Annotated in this window: 17 protein-coding genes and 1 pseudogene; 6 read left to right on the top strand and 12 right to left on the bottom strand. The window is 70.3% G+C overall.

All coding sequences use genetic code 11. From position 1 onward, the window contains the following. Positions 1-130: 130 nt before the first annotated feature. The 8 genes from AC07EJ_RS35555 to AC07EJ_RS35520 form a co-directional block, all read right to left on the bottom strand. Positions 131-1372 (bottom strand): DegT/DnrJ/EryC1/StrS family aminotransferase, encoded by a 1242-nt coding sequence (locus AC07EJ_RS35555; RefSeq protein WP_478885823.1) that lies wholly within the window; start codon positions 1370-1372, stop codon positions 131-133. Positions 1373-1407: 35 nt separating this feature from the next. Next, the gene (locus AC07EJ_RS35550; protein ID WP_478885822.1) at positions 1408-2211 is read right to left on the bottom strand and encodes an SDR family NAD(P)-dependent oxidoreductase; all 804 of its coding nucleotides are present in this window, start codon (positions 2209-2211) and stop codon (positions 1408-1410) included. Then, the gene (locus AC07EJ_RS35545) at positions 2208-2942 is read right to left on the bottom strand and encodes a cupin domain-containing protein (RefSeq protein ID WP_389491415.1); all 735 of its coding nucleotides are present in this window, start codon (positions 2940-2942) and stop codon (positions 2208-2210) included. The genes AC07EJ_RS35550 and AC07EJ_RS35545 overlap by 4 nt, the downstream gene beginning before the upstream one ends. Continuing rightward, positions 2942-4108 (bottom strand): 2-deoxy-scyllo-inosose synthase, encoded by a 1167-nt coding sequence (locus AC07EJ_RS35540; RefSeq protein WP_389491413.1) that lies wholly within the window; start codon positions 4106-4108, stop codon positions 2942-2944. Before AC07EJ_RS35540 ends, AC07EJ_RS35545 begins: the two co-directional genes overlap by 1 nt. A gap of 123 nt (positions 4109-4231) precedes the next feature. Then, positions 4232-5143 carry a TauD/TfdA dioxygenase family protein gene (locus AC07EJ_RS35535; RefSeq protein ID WP_389491411.1) on the bottom strand — a complete coding sequence of 304 codons (912 nt, stop codon included), beginning with the start codon at positions 5141-5143 and terminating at the stop codon, positions 4232-4234. Positions 5144-5238: 95 nt separating this feature from the next. Beyond that, positions 5239-6336, bottom strand: coding sequence for an N-acetyltransferase DgcN family protein (locus tag AC07EJ_RS35530; protein ID WP_389491409.1), 1098 nt, complete (start codon positions 6334-6336; stop codon positions 5239-5241). 1 nt (position 6337) lies between these two features. Further along, the gene (locus AC07EJ_RS35525; RefSeq protein WP_478885821.1) at positions 6338-7588 is read right to left on the bottom strand and encodes an MFS transporter; all 1251 of its coding nucleotides are present in this window, start codon (positions 7586-7588) and stop codon (positions 6338-6340) included. Then, on the bottom strand, positions 7581-8915 hold the full coding sequence (locus tag AC07EJ_RS35520; protein ID WP_478885820.1) for an ATP-grasp domain-containing protein: 1335 nt from the start codon (positions 8913-8915) through the stop codon (positions 7581-7583). Before AC07EJ_RS35520 ends, AC07EJ_RS35525 begins: the two co-directional genes overlap by 8 nt. 248 nt (positions 8916-9163) lie before the next feature. Here AC07EJ_RS35520 and AC07EJ_RS35515 point away from each other — a divergent pair, with 248 nt between their 5' ends. From AC07EJ_RS35515 to AC07EJ_RS35495, 5 genes and pseudogenes are all read left to right on the top strand, one after another. Then, on the top strand, positions 9164-10261 hold the full coding sequence (locus AC07EJ_RS35515; protein WP_389491402.1) for a fatty acid desaturase: 1098 nt from the start codon (positions 9164-9166) through the stop codon (positions 10259-10261). A 56-nt stretch (positions 10262-10317) separates the two neighbouring features. Then, positions 10318-11448 carry an aminotransferase class V-fold PLP-dependent enzyme gene (locus AC07EJ_RS35510; RefSeq protein ID WP_478885819.1) on the top strand — a complete coding sequence of 377 codons (1131 nt, stop codon included), beginning with the start codon at positions 10318-10320 and terminating at the stop codon, positions 11446-11448. 20 nt (positions 11449-11468) lie between these two features. Continuing rightward, positions 11469-12782: an alanine racemase gene (locus tag AC07EJ_RS35505; RefSeq protein ID WP_389491398.1), complete on the top strand. Its 1314-nt coding sequence runs from the start codon at positions 11469-11471 to the stop codon at positions 12780-12782. Continuing rightward, a complete protein-coding gene (locus AC07EJ_RS35500) occupies positions 12782-12940 on the top strand; it encodes a hypothetical protein (RefSeq protein WP_389491396.1) in 159 nt (52 codons plus the stop codon). Before AC07EJ_RS35505 ends, AC07EJ_RS35500 begins: the two co-directional genes overlap by 1 nt. Positions 12941-13719: 779 nt before the next feature. Then, a pseudogene (locus AC07EJ_RS35495) lies at positions 13720-14148 on the top strand (TetR-like C-terminal domain-containing protein); the annotation flags it as partial. 91 nt (positions 14149-14239) lie between these two features. Here AC07EJ_RS35495 and AC07EJ_RS35490 read toward each other — a convergent pair. Continuing rightward, positions 14240-14629, bottom strand: coding sequence for a VOC family protein (locus AC07EJ_RS35490; protein ID WP_389491394.1), 390 nt, complete (start codon positions 14627-14629; stop codon positions 14240-14242). 93 nt (positions 14630-14722) lie between these two features. Here AC07EJ_RS35490 and AC07EJ_RS35485 point away from each other — a divergent pair, with 93 nt between their 5' ends. Next, positions 14723-15685 (top strand): helix-turn-helix transcriptional regulator, encoded by a 963-nt coding sequence (locus tag AC07EJ_RS35485; RefSeq protein WP_389491391.1) that lies wholly within the window; start codon positions 14723-14725, stop codon positions 15683-15685. Between the two features lie 7 nt (positions 15686-15692). Here AC07EJ_RS35485 and AC07EJ_RS35480 read toward each other — a convergent pair whose 3' ends face one another. The 3 genes from AC07EJ_RS35480 to AC07EJ_RS35470 form a co-directional block, all read right to left on the bottom strand. After that, a complete protein-coding gene (locus tag AC07EJ_RS35480; RefSeq protein WP_478885818.1) occupies positions 15693-16052 on the bottom strand; it encodes an LCP family protein in 360 nt (119 codons plus the stop codon). 137 nt (positions 16053-16189) lie between these two features. Beyond that, entirely contained in the window at positions 16190-16441 is a 252-nt protein-coding gene (locus tag AC07EJ_RS35475; RefSeq protein ID WP_389491386.1) for a hypothetical protein, read from the bottom strand. 67 nt (positions 16442-16508) lie between these two features. Then, positions 16509-16878 (bottom strand): transglycosylase SLT domain-containing protein (locus AC07EJ_RS35470; RefSeq protein WP_478885817.1); only part of this gene is annotated, 370 nt, incomplete at its 5' end.

Raw genomic sequence — 16878 nt, 5'->3', positions numbered from 1 at the left:
TCGTGGGCCCCCCCCCCCTAACCCCCCCCCACGACTAGCTTATCCCCGCGCCCCCGGCCCCGCAGGCGAGCCCCCCCCCCCCCCCGGGCCGGGGGGCCCCCCCCCACGTCCGGTCCGTGAGGCGGCCGGGTCAGCCGGTGAGCTCCGCGCGGCGGGCCAGGACCCGCCGGAAGGCCTCGGCGATGTCGTGCATGTCCTCTTCCTCGCCCAGCAGCGCGGCATGGTGGAACGTGAGGAAGGAGCCGGCGGCACGCTCGCTGACGGGCAGCGACCACCGGCCGGGGTCGAGCCGCTCCAGGTGGCCGGGGCCGATGTCGAACCTGCGGCGGGACGACGGGGCGTACAGCCGACTCGTGAAGAGCGGCTGGTACACAGGGCGCACGTGGAGTCCCAGTTCGGCGGTCAGGGCCTGGGCGACGGCCGCGGAAGCGGCGCCGTCACGCACCTCTTCGGGCAGCTCGACCGCGTACCCGAAGTAGGTGCGCCGGGTCGTGCCCGGGGATGTGTCCTGCGGGCACAGGTCCTGCTCGGCCAGGAGCCGGTCGAGCAGGACCGCGTTGGCCCGGCGGGTGCTGTTCTGCGCGTCGAGGGTCTTCAACTGCGCGATGAGCAGCGCGGACTGGAACTCCGACAGGCAGCGGTTGCTGCCCATCAGCTCGCCCGTCTCCACGAGTTCGGGCGCTCCCGGAAGCGGCGGCCGTGCCGCCCGGCAGCGGCCGTCGGCCCGCAGGTGCTCGATGCGTCGGGCCAGGGCCGGGTCGTCGGTGACCGCCGCTCCGCCCTCGCCGCTGGTGAGCACCTTGGTGTGGTGCATGCTGAAGGTGCCGACGTCGCCGAGGGTGCCGACCTTGAGGCCCTTGTACGTTGCCCCGTGGGCCTGGGCGCTGTCCTCGATCAGCGCGAGGCCGTGCCGGTCGGCCACCGCGCGCAGCGCGGTGAGGTCGGCCACGGCCGAGTACAGGTGCACCACCACGACGGCCCTCGTCGCCGGGGTGATCGCCGCCTCGACCGCGGCCGGATCCAGGCACAGCGTCCGCGGGTCGACGTCCGCGAACACCGGTACGGCGTTGACCCCGACCACCGTCGAGGCCGAGGCCGCCCAGGACAGGGCGGGCACGATCACCTCGTCGCCCGCCCCGACGCCGCACGCCTCAAGGGCCGTCATCAGTGCCGCCGTTCCGCTGGCGGTGGGGACGCAGTGGCCGACGCCGAGGTACGCCGCGAAGTCGCCGGCGAAGCGCTGCTCGTACGTCGCAACGCCGCCGTACGGGCTGGCGATGGACCACCGGCCCGAGTGCAGCACCTCAAGGAGGGCGGCGTCCGCGCCCGGGGCGGGCTGCGGCCAGCGCGGCCAGGCCCGGCCGGCGCGCACCGGTCGCCCACCGCGCACGGCCAGGGCCGCGCCCGTCACAGCAGACCTCGAACGGTGCCGCCGTCCACGCCCCAGACCGCACCAGTGACGAACGAGGCCGCCTCCGAGGCGAGGAACGTGATGACCCGGGCGACCTCGTCCGGGGTGCCCATCCGCCCGAGGGGCAGCTGGCGCTTGCTCATCTCGTACTCGACGGCCTGCTTGGCGTCCCGGCCGTGGACGTTCCCGAGAGTGTCGGCGAAGCCCCCCGGCCGGGTCCACAGCGGGGTCCACACGGGGCCCGGGGCGACGGCGTTCACGCGGACGGCCGGTCCTTCGGACAGCGCCAGGCTCTTGGTCAGGCTGAGCAGGGCGACCTTGGAGACCTGGTAGTCGGCGGGTCCGGCCTCCGGCTGGCGGGCGAGGTCGGAGGCGTTGGTGACGATGCTGCCGTGACCGCGCTCCCGCATCCCGGGCAGGACCAGCCGAACGGCCCGTACCGCGCTGAGGAAGTTGATCTCGAAGGTGTCCAGCCAGTCCTGGTCGGAGAGTTCGTCGAACGTGCGGGCGCGGCACTGGCCGACGTTGTTCACCAGCACGTCCGTGTGCCCGTCGAAGCCGGCGAGCAGGGTGGTGAACGCCTCCGTGACGCCGTCGGCGGTGCCGAGGTCCGCCGTCACCGCCGTCACGTCGGCGCCGAGTTCGCCCAGCTCCTTGGCGAGCAGGCCGAGTGCCTCGGCGTCGCGGTCCACCAGGCCGAGCCGGGCACCCTCCCCGGCCATCGTGCGCGCCGTTTCGGCTCCGATGCCGCTCGCGGCACCGGTGACGATCGCGGTCCGGCCGTCGAGTCCGAGCTTCATACGACGGCCACCTCCGTGCTGATCAGCCGGAGCGGTCCCGTCCCAGGGTCGCTCGTCACGGTGAAGGCGAGCCCAGGGGTGATCGCGACGGACAGGCCCGGACCGCCCGGGTACTCCGTGCCGTCCACGGAGATCACGGCGGAGCCCTCCAGGACGTGCAGCACGATGCTGCGGTCGGCCGGCACCTTCTCGTCGAGCTGTCCGCCGTCCGATGTCTCGACCAGCCGGAACCGCTGCCAGTCCCCGGTGAAGTACGGGGTGAGGTCGACCTCCGCCGACCGGTACCCCTCGCGGGGTGCCAGCAGAGCGGGCACGTGCAGGTGGGCGGGGTGCGCCGCCGGGCCCTCGCCCGGGAAGACCTCGGTGACGAAGAAGTGCATGTCCTCGTCGCCCCGGTTGGCAATGGAGTGGGAGGAGCCGATCGGAGTGGTGATCAGATCGCCGGCCCGGGCCTCGATCTCCACGCCGTCCATCGTGACGACGGCGTGGCCCTTGACGATGAAGTAGATCTCCTCGGTGCGCAGGTGCACGTGCTCGCCGACGGAGGCTCCCGGCTCGATGACCACGTACTCGACGCAGTTCCACTCGCCTTCCAGGTGCATGCCGTTCATCAGCATCTTCCACCGGCAGACGCCCTCGCCGCCGACCTGGCGATGGGTGACGGCCGGTCCCGAGATGTCGTTGGCGATCGGTCCGAAGGGGCGGCGTTCGCCGCGGACCACGGTGGCCATCAGGCACCCACCAGCGCCGGACGGCCGCCGAGCACCGACTCGATGCCTATCTGTACGGTGCGCTCGTCGACCTGGGTGATCTGGTTGCCGCCGGGCCGGTGTGGCCGGCCGAGACCCTCCAGGAGAATCAGGTCGCAGACGCCGCTGCGGCCGGGGACGTAGCCCCGCTTGTTGTCGAGGCGGACGATGTCGAGCACGGACGCGGCGTCCAGCTCCTGGGGCAGCACGGTCGGGGCGCCGTTGAGTTCGAGGAGCTTCAGGTGAGCCGCCTCGTCGGAGCGGTCGAGCAGTCCGAGTTCACGCGAGACGCGTGCGGCCACCAGCATGCCGATGCCGATGGCGTATCCGTGGCGCAGCCGGCCGCCGGTGAGCAGTTCGGCGGCGTGTCCGACGGTGTGCCCGTACTCCAGGATCAGGGCCTCGCCCTTCTCGTTGGCGTCGTGGCGCATCACCCGGGTCTTGGCGTCGACGCACAGGCCTATGAAGCGGCCCATCACGTCCGGCGTGTAGCGGGCGTCGCGGCGCAGTAGTCCGGCGACCTCGTCGTAGCGCTCCGGCACGATGCCGAGCACGTTCTTGGTCATCTCGCAGAGCGCGGACCGGATCTCGTCGGCCGGCAGCGAGTCGAGGAAGTCCAGGTGGTTCCAGACGAACACGGGGGCGTGGAAGGTGCCCAGGTGGTTCTTGCCGTAGCTGGAGTTCACCGCCTGCTTGAGGGAGAGCACCGAGTCGGACATGCCGAGCAGGGTGGTGGGCATGTGCACGAGCCGGATGCCGCGAAAGACGAGGGCGGCGAGCAGGCCCGCGATGTTGCCGACCGTGCCGCCGCCGAGGGCGACCACGACCGAGCGGCGGGTGATGCCGTCGCGGAGCGCCTCCTCGGCCAGCCGGTCGAGGGTCGTGAGGCTCTTCTGCGCCTCGTCGGCCTTGGCTTTCAGCACCCGGGTGGGCGCGAGCGCGGCCAGGTGCATCTCGGTCTCGGCGACCAGGTGGGCCGGCAGCCCGGCGTCCGCCACGAGCACGAACCGGTCCGCCTCGAGCGCCGCGAACCGGGCACGCAGATCACTCCACGCGCTCTGTCCGTGGCGTACGTGGAAGTCGTAGCGGACGTCGCCGAAGCGGACCTCGCGATCGAGGCCGATGGTGTTCTCCGACAGGATGGTCACGTCTTCTCCTGGAATCGATCAAGAGGTGTCAACAACGGGCGGGGAAACGCCGAGCCGGCCCGGCCTGGTGACGGGACGTCGCCAGGCCGGGCTTCAAGAAAGGGATTCGGAGGCGGGACCGGATCACATGGTCTGGGCGCCGGCGCCGAACTCCGTGGTGTTGCCGCGGATGGCGTAGCCCGGCAGGCCGTCCGCGCCGACGGTCGTCGGGCCGGCGACGGTGACGCGCTCGCCGCGCCGGTGTTCGGTGTAGTCCTTGACGGCGTAGTGCAGGGTCGCCTGGTTGTCCCAGATAACGAGGTCGCCCTTGCGCCAGCGCCAGCGCACCGTGTGCTCCGGGAGGGTGGCGTACTCGGTGAGGGCGCGCAGGACGTCCCGGCCGGCCTGGGGGCTGTAGCCGACGACGCGACGGGCGAACCCACCGAGCATCAGCGCCTTCTCACCGGTCTCCGGGTGCACGCGCACCGCGGGGTGCTCGGCGGTGAACACGTTCTTCAGGTAGCTGTCCTTCACGTCGCCGTCGTACGTGGCGTCCGTGAAGTCGGAGTCGTTGCTGTGGATCACGCGGAGGCCGTCGGCGAGCTTGCGCAGCCCCTCCGGCAGGTTGCGGTACGCCAGGGCGGTGTCGGCCCACAGCGTGTCGCCGCCGACCGGGGGGCAGACCACGTTGTGCAGGATGGCGAACGCCGGGGGGTTCTCCATGTAGGTGAAGTCGGCGTGCCAGTAGTTGGCGCGCGTCCCCTCGCCCATGGAGTCCATCTCCCGCAGGTGCGGGTAGCCCTCGGGACCGCCGTAGATCGGGTGCCCGAGGGTCAGCGTGCCGAGGCGACGGCCGAACGCGACGAGCTGGTCGTAGGAGAGGTCCTGTTCGCGCAGGAAGATGACCTTGTGGGTCAGCAGGGCCTGGCGCACCTCGGCGACGACCGCCTCCGACAGCTCCTGCGCGGCGTTCACGCCGCGGATCTCGGCACCGATGTTGGCGGTCACGCGGGCGATCTCGACGCCGGTGTGCTCGCGGGTCAGGGTCTCGGTCACTTCATCGTCTCCTTGTCGTCGACTGCGTCGTCTTGCGGTCCAGCGGTGGGGGTTGGGGGAGGTAGAGGGGTGGCGGGAGGTCGGAGAGAGGGGCCTCAGGCGGTCGGGCCGGCGAGGATCGCGTCCAGGAGCTTCGCGGCGCCGTCGGGGTAACGGACCACGTCGGTGGCCGGCAGGCCGGTGGCCGCCTCGATCTTGGCGATCTCCTCACGTGCCTGCTCGTCCGAGAGGTTGCGGGTGATCAGCGAGATGCCGACGATCGGGCAGCGGCCCTCCGGCCACACCCAGCTCGCGCCCTCCGCGTGCATCTCGATCGAGCGCTCCAGGGACGGCAGCGGGAAGTCCGGCAGCAGCTTGATGGCCGGGCGGCTCAGGTCGTGGCAGAGGATCAGGGAGTCGGCGCGGCTGCCGTGCATCAGGAACAGCGGCCCGCCGGAGCCCCGCGGGTGGTTCAGCGCGCCCTGCCCCTCGACCAGGACGAGGTCGCTCTCCTCGACAGCGGCGAGGGTCTCCTCCTCGATGATCTTGGCGACGTAGTCGACCATGATCGCGTCGATCGAGACGCCCCGGCCGGTGATCATGGTGCCGATCTGTCCGGTGGCCACGAACTTCGGACCGAGGTCGCGGCGGATCGCCTCCTTCTCGATCTCGAGCATCGTGGTCATCTTGCCGATGCCGCAGTCGGTGCCGACCGTGAGCACGGTCCGCGAACCGGGGCGGTGCGTCGCGATCTCGAACACCGGCTTGCCGTCCGGCTGGAACTCGACGGTGTAGCGCTCCTTGGGCTCCCGGCGGACGTCCCAGAGCCTGGCGCCGGTGCGCTCGGCAGCGGCCCGGATCTCCTCGTCCTCCTCCAGCATGGTGTGCAGGCCGTTGATCACGTCGAGGCCCTTGCCAACCGCGTCGAGGACCAGGACCCGCCAACTCGGCGTCAGGATGCCGCCGGTGGGCTCGGCGCCCAGCAGGACCGCGTCCGGCTGGAAGGCCATCGCGGCCTCGACGTCCGCCACGATCGGGATCCCGGTGCCGAGGCCCTGCCCGACCGCGTCGCCGGTGTCCCGGCCGGCGTTGTGCCGGTCGACCACGCAGATGACCCGGTCGGACCGGTAGCGCAGGATGCCCATCAGGGTCTTGGCCGGGCTGGGGGTGATCTCGTCCTCGGCGAGGATCGCGATCCGCTTCAGGTGTTCCATCTCAATGCCCTTCGTCGGGTCGTACGGGGGTGGTTCGGGCTCGTGCCAGAAAGAGGCCGGCGCCGGCCAGCGTGGCCGCGCCGAGCGCGAGCCAGTACCAGTCGCTCGCGCCGTGGTGGTAGCAGGCCAGGAAGACGGCTCCGCCGGACAGCGATCCGAGGGCCTCGCCCGTGGTCAGCGAGACGCCCTGGAAGTTGGAGGAGGTAAGGGGGGAAACGTTGGTCAGGCGGTTGAACGCGATGCTGACCATCGGGCCGAACAGCATCTCGGCGAACGCGAACACCGCCACGGCCACGGCCGCCCCGGCAACGACCGGCAGGCCGACGCCCAGCAGCACGATCCCGGCGCCGAAGGCGATCACCGCGAGGGCCAGCAGGGTGAGCGGCGCCGTGCCGGCCCGCAGCCTCCGGTTCGTCAGCACGGTCACCCAGGACTGGAACAGCACGATGAGGATCGGAGGCCCGCCGAGCAGCACCGCGCGGAGCATCGCGGGGTCGACCGCCAGGGCGACGAAGAGCGCGAACGCGGAGTAGAACTGCCCGTAGGCGAAGGCCCCGACCCCGGTGAGCGCGAGCGCGTGCAGACACTCGGGATCGCGCAGCATACGCAGCCGGGCGCGGACCCCTTCCGTGCGCCGCGTCGTGCCCGGTGGTCGCAGCCCGAACGGCAGGCCGACGAGGAGCGTCACGGCCGCGGCCAGGTAGGCGATGGCGACGAAAGCGAGCAACGACCGGTTGTCACTGGAGACGTAGAGCACTCCGGCAATGAACGGACCGAGCGCGGCGGCGGCATTGGTAGCGATCTGCACGATGCCGTAGACGGTGTTGCGGGCCGGCTCGGCGGTGAGGCTCTCGGCGACCAGCACCCGGACGAGCACGCCGTGGACGCTGTTGCCGAATCCGGCCAGGCACAGCGCGAGCAGCACCAGCTCCGGGCGGGTGGTGAAGGCCAGGGCGCCGAACCCGGCGCCCGAGCAGACCATGCCCGCCGCCATCGTCACGGCGTACGGCAGTCTCGGCAGCCAGCGGCTGACCGCCAACGACGACAGGCCCACGCACATCAGGAACGCGAACATGTGGAACCCGGCGGCCGACGTGCTGCCTCCGCTCCCCCGGGCCAGCATCACGGCAAGGACCGGCATCAGGGAGAACTTGCCGAACTGGCAGAGCAGGTAGTTGACACCGAGGGTGCGCCGCAGCGTCGTCTCGCTCAACCTGAGTGCGGGACCGGCCCGTTCGACCGTCTCAGTCATCGTCGTCGCTGTCATCGTCGTCGCTGACACCGTCGTCATTGGCATCGTCGTAGCTGTCCGTCCGCTCGTAGCCGACGAGCCGGGACAGGTCGTTCTCGCGGCTGATGCCCTCGTCGGACGCCCGGCGCAAGGGCTCCGCCGCCGACCGTGGCGTCACGGTGAAGACGAGACCCGCCACGCCCTTTGCGGCATTGGCCTCCGCCTCCGCGGGGGTGGCCCCGGTGGCGATCACGTACGCGGCCCGGTCGCCCGACCAGCGCACCGGCCCGATGTGCGCGCCGACCTCGTGGAGGACGTTGAGTTCCGTCACGGCCGGATCGGCGCGGACCTCGTCCTGTCCGGTCACCGCCGTCAGTTCGCCGCAGGGGGCCTCGGCGAACCTGATCGCCGACGCGCGCAGCGCCGGCGGCGGTCCGGCCAGAGGTTCGGCCAGGCCCAGCGCCCACGCCACGCTCAGCGCTTCCATGTCCACCCCGTAGGCGAGGCGCACCAGTTCGTTGATGCGGTCGCCGCCGCGGCGGCAGTGCCCTTCGACGATCCGCGGACCGGCGGCGGTCAGCTTCACCTCGACGTGGGACGGCCCGTCGGTCAGGCCGACCGCGTCCAGGAACGCCTCGACCAGCTCGACCACAGCGGTGACGACGGTCTCGTCCTGCTCGGCGGGAATGGTGTGCCCGGCTTCCACGAAGCCGTCGCCGGTCAACTTGTCGGTGAGCGCGAGCACGACGTGGCGGCCGGCGAAGGTGAACGACTCGACGCTGATCTCGGGTCCTTCGAGGTACTCCTCCAGGAGGAAGGCACTCGCCCCGCTGTCGGCGAACCGCTCGGCGATCTCGTCCAGCCGCTCCGGCTCGCCCAGTTCCACCCCGAAGCTGCCGGTCGCCGAGACCGGTTTGGCGATGAAGGGAAAGCCGTGCTCGGCGCCGAACGCGCGCAGATCGTCCGCCGTCCGCCCCAGGGCGGCCGCCACCGGACTCACTCCGCGCTCGGCGAGCGCTGTGCGCATGGCCCACTTGTCGGTGACTAGGCGGACCGTTTCGTGGCGCGGCCCGCGCAGACCCAGCCGATCGTTGAGGGCGGCGAGCGACAACAGCGCGTGCTCCTGAATGCTCACGACCGCGTCGAACGGCCGGAACGCGTGCAGATGCTCGATGAGGTCGACGAACGCCGGCTCGGTGTAGTCGGTCAGCAGGGTCACGACCGGAGCGGCGGCCTCGGCGGGCCGGACACGGTCGGGGCGCTGCGCCCACCACACCTCGGCTCCCAGCTCGACGGCCGCGGCGACCAGGGTCTGCTGATCGCCCAGGACCAGTACACGGGGCTTCATGGCAATAACCCTGCCAGAACCTTGCCTTGATAGGCAATGGTCTCAGGGAAAATTGCCAATCGAGTCGATGCAATCACCCACCAAAGCACGTCCTGACCTGGCCATCATCCCGCCCTACATGGGCAGTTGACGAGGTGAAAGCCATGTAGAACGTTGGCAATATCTTGCCAAGAGTGTGCCTGACTCGTACGCTCAGGCCTTGCTCCGCCTCACGCTCTGCCTGCATCCCCTGGTCCCGGAGAAGAAGAATGACGACGTCCATACAGAACGAGGATCTGAGTCTTGACTTCAACAGACTCGACCCCGGAGTGCGGAAACAGCTGAGAGCGCTGTGCACCGTCGACAACCACCACGCCCTGCTCGCCCTGCTCGGCGACTATCTGCTGGTGGCCGCGTCGATCTACGCGTGCGTCGGCGTCTCCTACTGGTTCTATCCGCTCGCCATCGTGCTCATCGGCTCCACTCAGCGGGCCTTCGTGAACCTGCTGCACGAGTCCTCGCACAAGGTCCTCGCACGCAGCGGGCGGCTCAATCTCGTCCTCGGCACCGTGTTCTCGGGTTACCTGGTGCTGCACATGTACAACCCGTACCGGAACTCCCACATCGGCTTCCACCACCGGTTCCTCGGCGACCCGGAGAAGGACCCCGACTACCAGTTCCACAAGGACATCGGCATCTACGACCACCAGGTCTCCGACGCCCGGTTCTTCGCCCGCAACATCGCCTCGGCACTGCTGGGTCTGCGCACCCTCCAGTACGTCACCTACGTCGTGCGCGACCGCATCCTCTTCAACCAGAACGTCGCGGTGTCGATGCCGATCCGGCAGAGCACCGAGCGCGTCCTGCTCCTCGTGCAGTGGGCCGCAATCGCCGGGGTGTGCGCCTGGCAGGGCTGGCTGCTCCACCTGGTGCTGTTCTGGTTCGTGCCCCTGTTCACCACGGCCGTCGCGATCGGCTGGCTGTCGGAACTGGCGGAGCACTACCCCCTGCCGGAGAGCGAGTCCCGGCAGAAGCTGATGACCCGCAACCGGCACGGCTGGGCCATCGAGCGCTTCCTGCTCGGCCGGCACCACGACAACTACCACCTGGTGCACCACCTCAACACCGGGGTGCCGTTCTGGAACATGAAGCGTGCCCACCAAGTGCTGCTCCAGGACCCCGGCTACGCCCGCTGGGACGGTCTGTGGGCAGGCGTCCTCACCCGCACCCGGGGCCGGAAGAACCAGGAGACGCTGCTGAGCTACGCGTCGAAGTACCGCCGCTGGCGCCGCCTCGGGGGCGATCCCGCGCAGATCGACAACGGCGGCTCCTTCGCCGAGGCCGCAGCTCTCGCCCGGCTCCTATGACCAGCTCAGGCCTCGCCACAGTCCTCACCCCATCGACCGACGAAGGAGTTCCGCGCATGCCCGTGCACCTCAACACCGCGGGCGCCGGCCTGATGCCCGCCGCGGTGGTGGACACCATGAGCGCCCACCTGGCGGAGGAGGCCGCCGAGGGTGCGTACGAGACGGAGCTGCGCCACTCGGACACTCTGGAGAAGGGCGTGTACGAGGCGCTGGCCGCCGTGCTCGACGCACCGGTCGACGACCTGGCCCTCTTCGACAGCGCCACCCGCGCCTGGAGCTCCGTCGTCGGCGCCCTGCGCCTCACCGACGCCGACCGCGTCTGGATCACCCCGTACGAGTACGCCGGCAGCCTCATCCTGTGGACCGAGCTGCGCCGACGCACCGGTCTACGCGTCGAGGTCATCCCCCTGACCCCGTCCGGGGACCTCGACCTCTGCTGGATGCGCCGCAACATCCGCGAGGACGTGGCCGCCGTCTCCGTCCCGCACGTCCCCTCCGGCTGCGGAATCGTGAACCCGGTGGAGGAGATCGGCCGCATCCTCGCCCCGTGGCCCTGCCTCTATCTCGTCGACGCCTGTCAGTCGGTCGGCCAACTCGAGGTCTCCGTACGGAGGATCGGCTGCGACCTGCTCACCGGCGCGGGCCGAAAGTTCCTGTGCGGGCCGCGGGGCACCGGATTCGCAGCCGTCGGACCGCGTCTGCGGACCGCCGCCGCGCCCGTCTTCCACGACCTCCACGTCGCCGACATGACGTCGGCCGACGGCTACGAGATCCACACCGACGGCGCACGGCGCTTCGAGTACGCGGAGCGGTCGGCGGCCGCCGTCCGGGGACTCGACGAGGCGCTCCGCCACCACCTGGCCCGCACGGACGGGCCCGGCACCGGACACGACGCCCGTGCCGCGGTACGGGACGCCGTCGCCGGCCTGCCCGGCACCCGGCTGATCGACCCCGGGACCCGGCACGCCTCGATCGTCACCTTCGTCTGCGAGCAGCTGCCCGCGGCACGGATCCGCGACGAGCTCGCCGCCCGCGGCGTCAGCGTCTGGGTGGCCCAGGGCAACCACACACCGCTCTACCTGCCCGGACAAGGCGTCGACCACGGTGTGCGCGTGTCACCGCACCACTACACCTCGCCCCAGGACACCGAGGTGTTCGCCCGAGCACTACGAGAAGTGATCCGATGAAGGTCACCGAGGGAGATCCCATGCCCCACCCTTCCCGCACAGAACAGATCGACAAGGACGCCGTCCGGGCGCTCGCGGACGAGCGGATCGACTGGCGCTTCAAAGGACTCCCCGTGTCGGCCGAGGGCAGCACCGTCGCCGAGGTGGCGGCCCGCCGGCTCAACGTCTTCGACGACGGCTTCGTCGGCCCGCTCATGACCATCGACGCCGACGCCCTCGACCACAACGTGGAAGTCCTGGCCAAGTGGTGCACCGAACGCGGCGTCGAGCTCGCCCCGCACGCCAAGACGACCATGGCCCCGCAGCTCTGGGAACGCCAGCTCGACGCCGGATCGTGGGGCCTGACCGCCGCCAACACCGCCCAGCTGCGCGTGTATCGCCACTTCGGCGTCTCCACCGTGCTGTTCGCCAACGAACTGGTGGACGCCCCGTCGCTGCGCTGGGTCACCGAGGAGCTGGACCGCGACCCGTCCTTCCGGTTCATCTGCTTCGCCGACTCGCCCGCCGTCGTGGACCGGATGCACGAAGTCCTCATGGCGCAGCGGCCCGCGCCGTCCCGGCCCGTCGAGGTCATCGTCGAGCTGGGCCGGACGGGCGGCCGCGCCGGAGCCCGTACCGTCGAGGACGCCCTCGCCACCGCGCGTGCCGTCGCCGCGAGCCCCGCACTGCGCCTGGTCGGCGTCGGCGGCTACGAGGGCGTCCTGGTCAACGACCCCTCGCCGTACAGCCTCTGTGTGATCGACGGCTTCCTGGACCGGCTGCGCGAGGTCACCACCCTTCTCCATGACGAGAGCCTGTTCGAGACCGACACCATCGTGGTCACCGCGGGCGGCAGCTGCTTCTTCGACCAGGTGGCCGACGCTCTCACCCGGCCCTGGAAGCCAGGGATGAACGTCGTGCCGGTGCTGCGCAGCGGCTGCTACATCGCCCACGACGACGGCTTCTACCGGTGGATGTCTCCCTTCTCCCGAGACGGCGACACCGAGCGGAAGCTGCGCCCCGCGCTGCACGCCTGGGGCAGGGTGACCTCGATGCCCGAGCCGGGCCTGGCCCTCGTCACGGCCGGCAAGCGCGACCTCTCCTTCGACGCCTGGCTGCCCGAGCCGCAGGCCGTCCGCCGCGACGACGGTTCGTCGCAAGAGCTGCGCGACTGCGTCGTCAGCGCCGTCAACGACCAGCACGCCTTCATCCGCCTCGCACCCGGCAACGACGTCCGGATCGGGGACTGGGTCCGCCTCGGCCTCGCCTTCCCTTGCACGGCCTTCGACAAGTGGCAGCTGATCCCGGTGACGCGTGGCGAGACGGTCATCGACTTCGTCCGTACGTTCTTCTGATGCCCGGACGCGCGGCTCTCAGGCAAGGGCGTCGGCTGCTCGCGGCCCTGTACACCGCCGTGGTCGGCCCCGAACGGGCCGTGCTCGCCGACCCCACCGCACCACCCGCGCCGAGGCCCGAGGGGCTCCGGCGCTGGGTGAACCAACGGACCCCGTGACCACACCTCAGGTGCCGGTCACGAAGTCCCCACGAACCGGTCCCGTCCGTCCGCCGCAACCCCCGCGCGGTGGTCGGGCGGGACCACTCGTCTTTTCCCGATACGCGATCGGCAGTTCCGGCACGTAGTGGTCAGGTCCAGGCAGTCCTGCGGAGCCCGCTACGGCGGTGCTGTCGACCCTGAGCTTGCTGAGGGCTCCACCGCTGGGTGACCAGCCGCAACAAGGCCCCGGGGCGGCCAGGGGTTTCGGCCAACCGGTGCGCCCTTCTGTGAGGGCGGCGAGCCGGCCGCCCTCGCCGGCCTGGTCAGCGTCGGCATCGGCATCGGCCTCATCCCGGCCGTGGCCCGCGGTGCCGACATCAGCGCACCGTGCGCATGGATCGGCATTGACGACCCCGCCTGCCGTTGCACCCTCACCTTGCACCGGGCCACCGACAGCCAACTCTCGACGGCCGCCCGGCTGATGCACACCACCTCGCCACCTGGCCCTGGAACGCCACAGGCCACACAGGCCACCAGCAGCCAGGCAACCAGCAGCAGGGATGACGCACCCGCTGCCCGGCCCAGGTGCGGCGAGCCGCCCGGGCCCTGAGGCCGGACGGCATGCTGGGCCGCGCCGTAGGAGACGAGTAACTGTGCCTGGTTTGTGGGGCGTTGCCGATGACCGATGTGGCCCCGCAAGTCAGACTTTCCTTGCTGTCCGGCTTCGAGAATCACACCATTCCAAGCCGGGCGACCCCAACGTCACCGGGCTGGACCCACCGCTGAATCAGATCAACGCCGAGAACCTGGCCGCGGCCCACCCCTCCCCCTCAACACCGGACGACCTTGCCGCAGTCGCCGTCGTCCACGTGCAGTACGCGCTCGATCACCCGGCCATGTTCCGGGCGATGTTCGCCGAGCCCTGCGATCCGGCCGGTGAGGAGCGGGTCGCCGCGACCGCCGTCATCACCGAGTACGTCCAGGGCAACGTCCGCGACGCGTTCCCCGGCGCGGACGATGCGGGCGCGCTGTCGACCGTGGTGTGGGCTCTCGTCCACGGCCTGGCGTTCCTGCACCTCGACGGCAAGCTCGACAGCTCCACCCCCGAGGTGGTCGCCGACCAGGTGCGCGCCGCCGTGCATGCACTGTTCACCGTGTCCCCGGCGATGTCACAGGCGGCAGCCGCGCCTGCCAAGGAGGCGACGGTCCAGCTCAGCGACAGGTGAGCTGGTGGCGCCGGTCACCGGTCACCGGTCACCGGCGAAGTGGGCGCGCTCGTTGAACGTGTCTCTGTCCGGAGTTCCGTGAATCCCCAGTTCAGGGCTGCCCGTGGTGCGTGAACTCCAGGCTGTACCCATCGGGGTCGAGGACGTTGGCCGCGTAGTACCCGGGGGCGAAGTAGGGGCGGTCCCCGGGTGCGCCGTTGTCGGTCGCGCCGGCCGCGATGGCCGCCGCGTACGCCGCGTCGACCACCTCCTTCGAGGATGCGCTGAAGCCGACGTGCGTGCCTGCCGTGGTGGCGCCTTCGCGCAGCCAGAACGTAAAAGCCATACCGGCGCCGAACCCCTTGAGGTCGCCGACCCACTCCGGGGCGGTCGAGCCGTCGTAGTCGATCAGCTTGCTCATGCCGAACGGCTTCAGAGCCTGGTTGTAGAACTCGACGGAGCGGTCCATGTCGCTCACGTTCAGGAAAACATGGTCGATCATGTCTCATTTCCTCTCTAAAGTGCCGGAGACATCTAGAAGGTAGCGACGGACCAGGACAGGATCGGTCCTGGACCCGTGCCTAGGATCGGAAATGTGACTGCGACCTCAGCCCGCCTGCTGCGCATGCTCGCGGTGCTGTCCAGTCGGCCCTCGTGGACCAACGCCGAGCTGGCCGAACGGCTGGACGTCACCGAACGGACCGTGCGCCGCGACATCGCCCGCCTGCGCGAAGCGGGATACGGCATCGACTCGGAAGGCGGCCCGTACGGCGGCTACCGGCTGGGCCCCGGCAAACACACGGTGCCCCTGACTCTCGACGACGAGGAAGCTCTCGCGGTCTTCGCCGCGCTGCGCGAGTCCCCAGGCGACGACCCCGCCGCCATCTCGGCGCTGCTCAAGCTCAGGCATCTGCTGCCGGCGCGGGTCATCGAGCGACTCGACGCCGTGGACAGCAGCTCCGTCGACATCGTGCAGGCCGAACGCGGCCGAGTCGCCGTCCCCCTCCTGTTCGACCTCGCGGCCGCCTGCCACCGCGGGGAACGGCTCACGCTCACCTACCGCGATACCCAAGGCGCCGAGACCCGCCGGCAAGTCGATCCCCATCGGTTGGTGCGCAGCCCGAACCGCTGGTACCTGGTCGCTTTCGACATCGCCAAACAGCAATGGCGGACGTTCCGCGCGGACCGAGTCATCGCCGCTCATACGACGGGGGTGACCGTCGAGCTCGACGACCGGCCGGACGCCGCCGACATGGTGGCGAAGATGCTGGTGAGCGACTACCCGTACTACGCGACCGTACGCATCGCCCTGCCGCTGGCGCAGGCCCGCCAGCTGGTTCCGCCGAACATGGGCAGCTGCCGGGCCGACGGTCCGGACGCCACCTACGTCACCATCGGCGGGGCCACCCCCGACGGCCTCGCCGCCGCACTGTTCCGTCTACCGACACCGCTCCACCTCGACGCATCCGACGAGGTCTGCCAGGCGGTCCGCCGTCGAGCAGCGCAACTCATCGACACTGCTCAGCACACCACGGAGCGACGCCACAGACACCCTTGACGAGCCGTCACGGCCCCACACACTCGACGAGCGGACGGCCCCCGGCCGCCTGGTGGGACGCCTTGGTCAGTGGCAGGACGCGGCCGGCGTCTTCGGCGTCGTAGCTGACCGGCAGCGTGACCATGTTCATGTGGTCGGGGCTGATGCCCTTCAGGTCCTTGGCCAGGCCGAGCAGTTTGTCCGCGGACGCGAGACCGGAGTCGGCGCCCACGGTCTTGGTCGCGGTGTCGGCGAGCTCGTACGCCTTGGCGGGGTTGCCGACCACGTCGATCGATTCGGCGCGGTGGATCAGTGCCTTGATGAAGGTCTGCTGGAGCTGGATGCGGCCCAGGTCGCTGCCTTCGCCGACGCCGTGCCGGGTCCGCACGAGCGCCAGAGTCTGCTCACCCTTGAGGGTGTACTTGCCGGCAGTCAGGGGCTGACGACGGAGGCCATTTTGTGGCTCTTGTCGACGTGCAGCACCATCGCCGTGTCCGAGCGGGCGCCGGTGACGCTCTTGCCGTACTAGCCGTGTGTACCGGCGCGTGAGTCGGAGCCGAGGAGGAGGATGTTCATCGACCCGTCGTGGCCCGCGTCCGGGCGATTCTTGCCCAGGGCAGCGTTGATGTCCGCGCCCTGGAGATTCCCGTTCAGGTGCGACCAGGCGTAGGCGACACCGCCGCCGCCGACGAGGACGGCTCCGAGCGCGGTGTACGTGATGACGCGCAGCCGCCTGGTTGAGGGCGTGCGCCGTTCGTCTCCGCTGGTGTGCGGCATGGGCGCTGCCCTCCGTTCGAGGGTTGAGATGTGCCGTGGATCAGTTGAGGCGTGTACTTACGACGGCTCAGTACGCGGAGTTGACGTTGTCGATGGAGCCGTAGCGGTTGGCGGCGTAGTTGGCGGCCGCGGTGATGTTGGCGACCGGGTCCGTCAGGCTCTTCGAGGTGCCGGCAACGTGGTAGGCGTCGAAGGTCGGCTGAATGACCTGCAGCAGACCCTTGGACGGGGTGCCGTTGACCGCGTTCACGTCATAGCCGTTCACGGCGTTCGGGTTGCCGGAGGACTCACGCATGATGTTGCGGTGCAGGCCCTCGTAAGAGCCGGGGATGCCCTTCTGCTTCATGATCTTGAGGGCGTCGTTGATCCAACTGTCGACATCGTTCCCGCCGGTCGCCTTGTTGGCCGAGACCGAGGAAGCGGCCTTCGGCGCCGCG

It is taken from the genome of Streptomyces sp. NPDC045026 (assembly GCF_056432625.1).
Note: the sequence above shows the minus strand (reverse complement) of the source record. Positions and strands in the feature narration are given on the sequence as shown.

Excerpts from the sequence above, each read along its gene's own strand:
- AC07EJ_RS35550 (WP_478885822.1), bottom strand. The coding sequence starts at position 2,211 with ATGAAGCTCGGACTCGACGGCCGGACCGCGATCGTCACCGGTGCCGCG.
- AC07EJ_RS35545 (WP_389491415.1), bottom strand. The coding sequence starts at position 2,942 with ATGGCCACCGTGGTCCGCGGCGAACGCCGCCCCTTCGGACCGATCGCC.
- AC07EJ_RS35530 (WP_389491409.1), bottom strand. The coding sequence starts at position 6,336 with ATGGAACACCTGAAGCGGATCGCGATCCTCGCCGAGGACGAGATCACC.
- AC07EJ_RS35525 (WP_478885821.1), bottom strand. The coding sequence starts at position 7,588 with ATGACTGAGACGGTCGAACGGGCCGGTCCCGCACTCAGGTTGAGCGAG.
- AC07EJ_RS35520 (WP_478885820.1), bottom strand. The coding sequence starts at position 8,915 with ATGAAGCCCCGTGTACTGGTCCTGGGCGATCAGCAGACCCTGGTCGCC.
- AC07EJ_RS35515 (WP_389491402.1), top strand. The coding sequence starts at position 9,164 with ATGACGACGTCCATACAGAACGAGGATCTGAGTCTTGACTTCAACAGA.
- AC07EJ_RS35510 (WP_478885819.1), top strand. The coding sequence starts at position 10,318 with ATGCCCGTGCACCTCAACACCGCGGGCGCCGGCCTGATGCCCGCCGCG.
- AC07EJ_RS35505 (WP_389491398.1), top strand. The coding sequence starts at position 11,469 with ATGCCCCACCCTTCCCGCACAGAACAGATCGACAAGGACGCCGTCCGG.
- AC07EJ_RS35500 (WP_389491396.1), top strand. The coding sequence starts at position 12,782 with ATGCCCGGACGCGCGGCTCTCAGGCAAGGGCGTCGGCTGCTCGCGGCC.
- AC07EJ_RS35490 (WP_389491394.1), bottom strand. The coding sequence starts at position 14,629 with ATGATCGACCATGTTTTCCTGAACGTGAGCGACATGGACCGCTCCGTC.
- AC07EJ_RS35475 (WP_389491386.1), bottom strand. The coding sequence starts at position 16,441 with ATGCCGCACACCAGCGGAGACGAACGGCGCACGCCCTCAACCAGGCGG.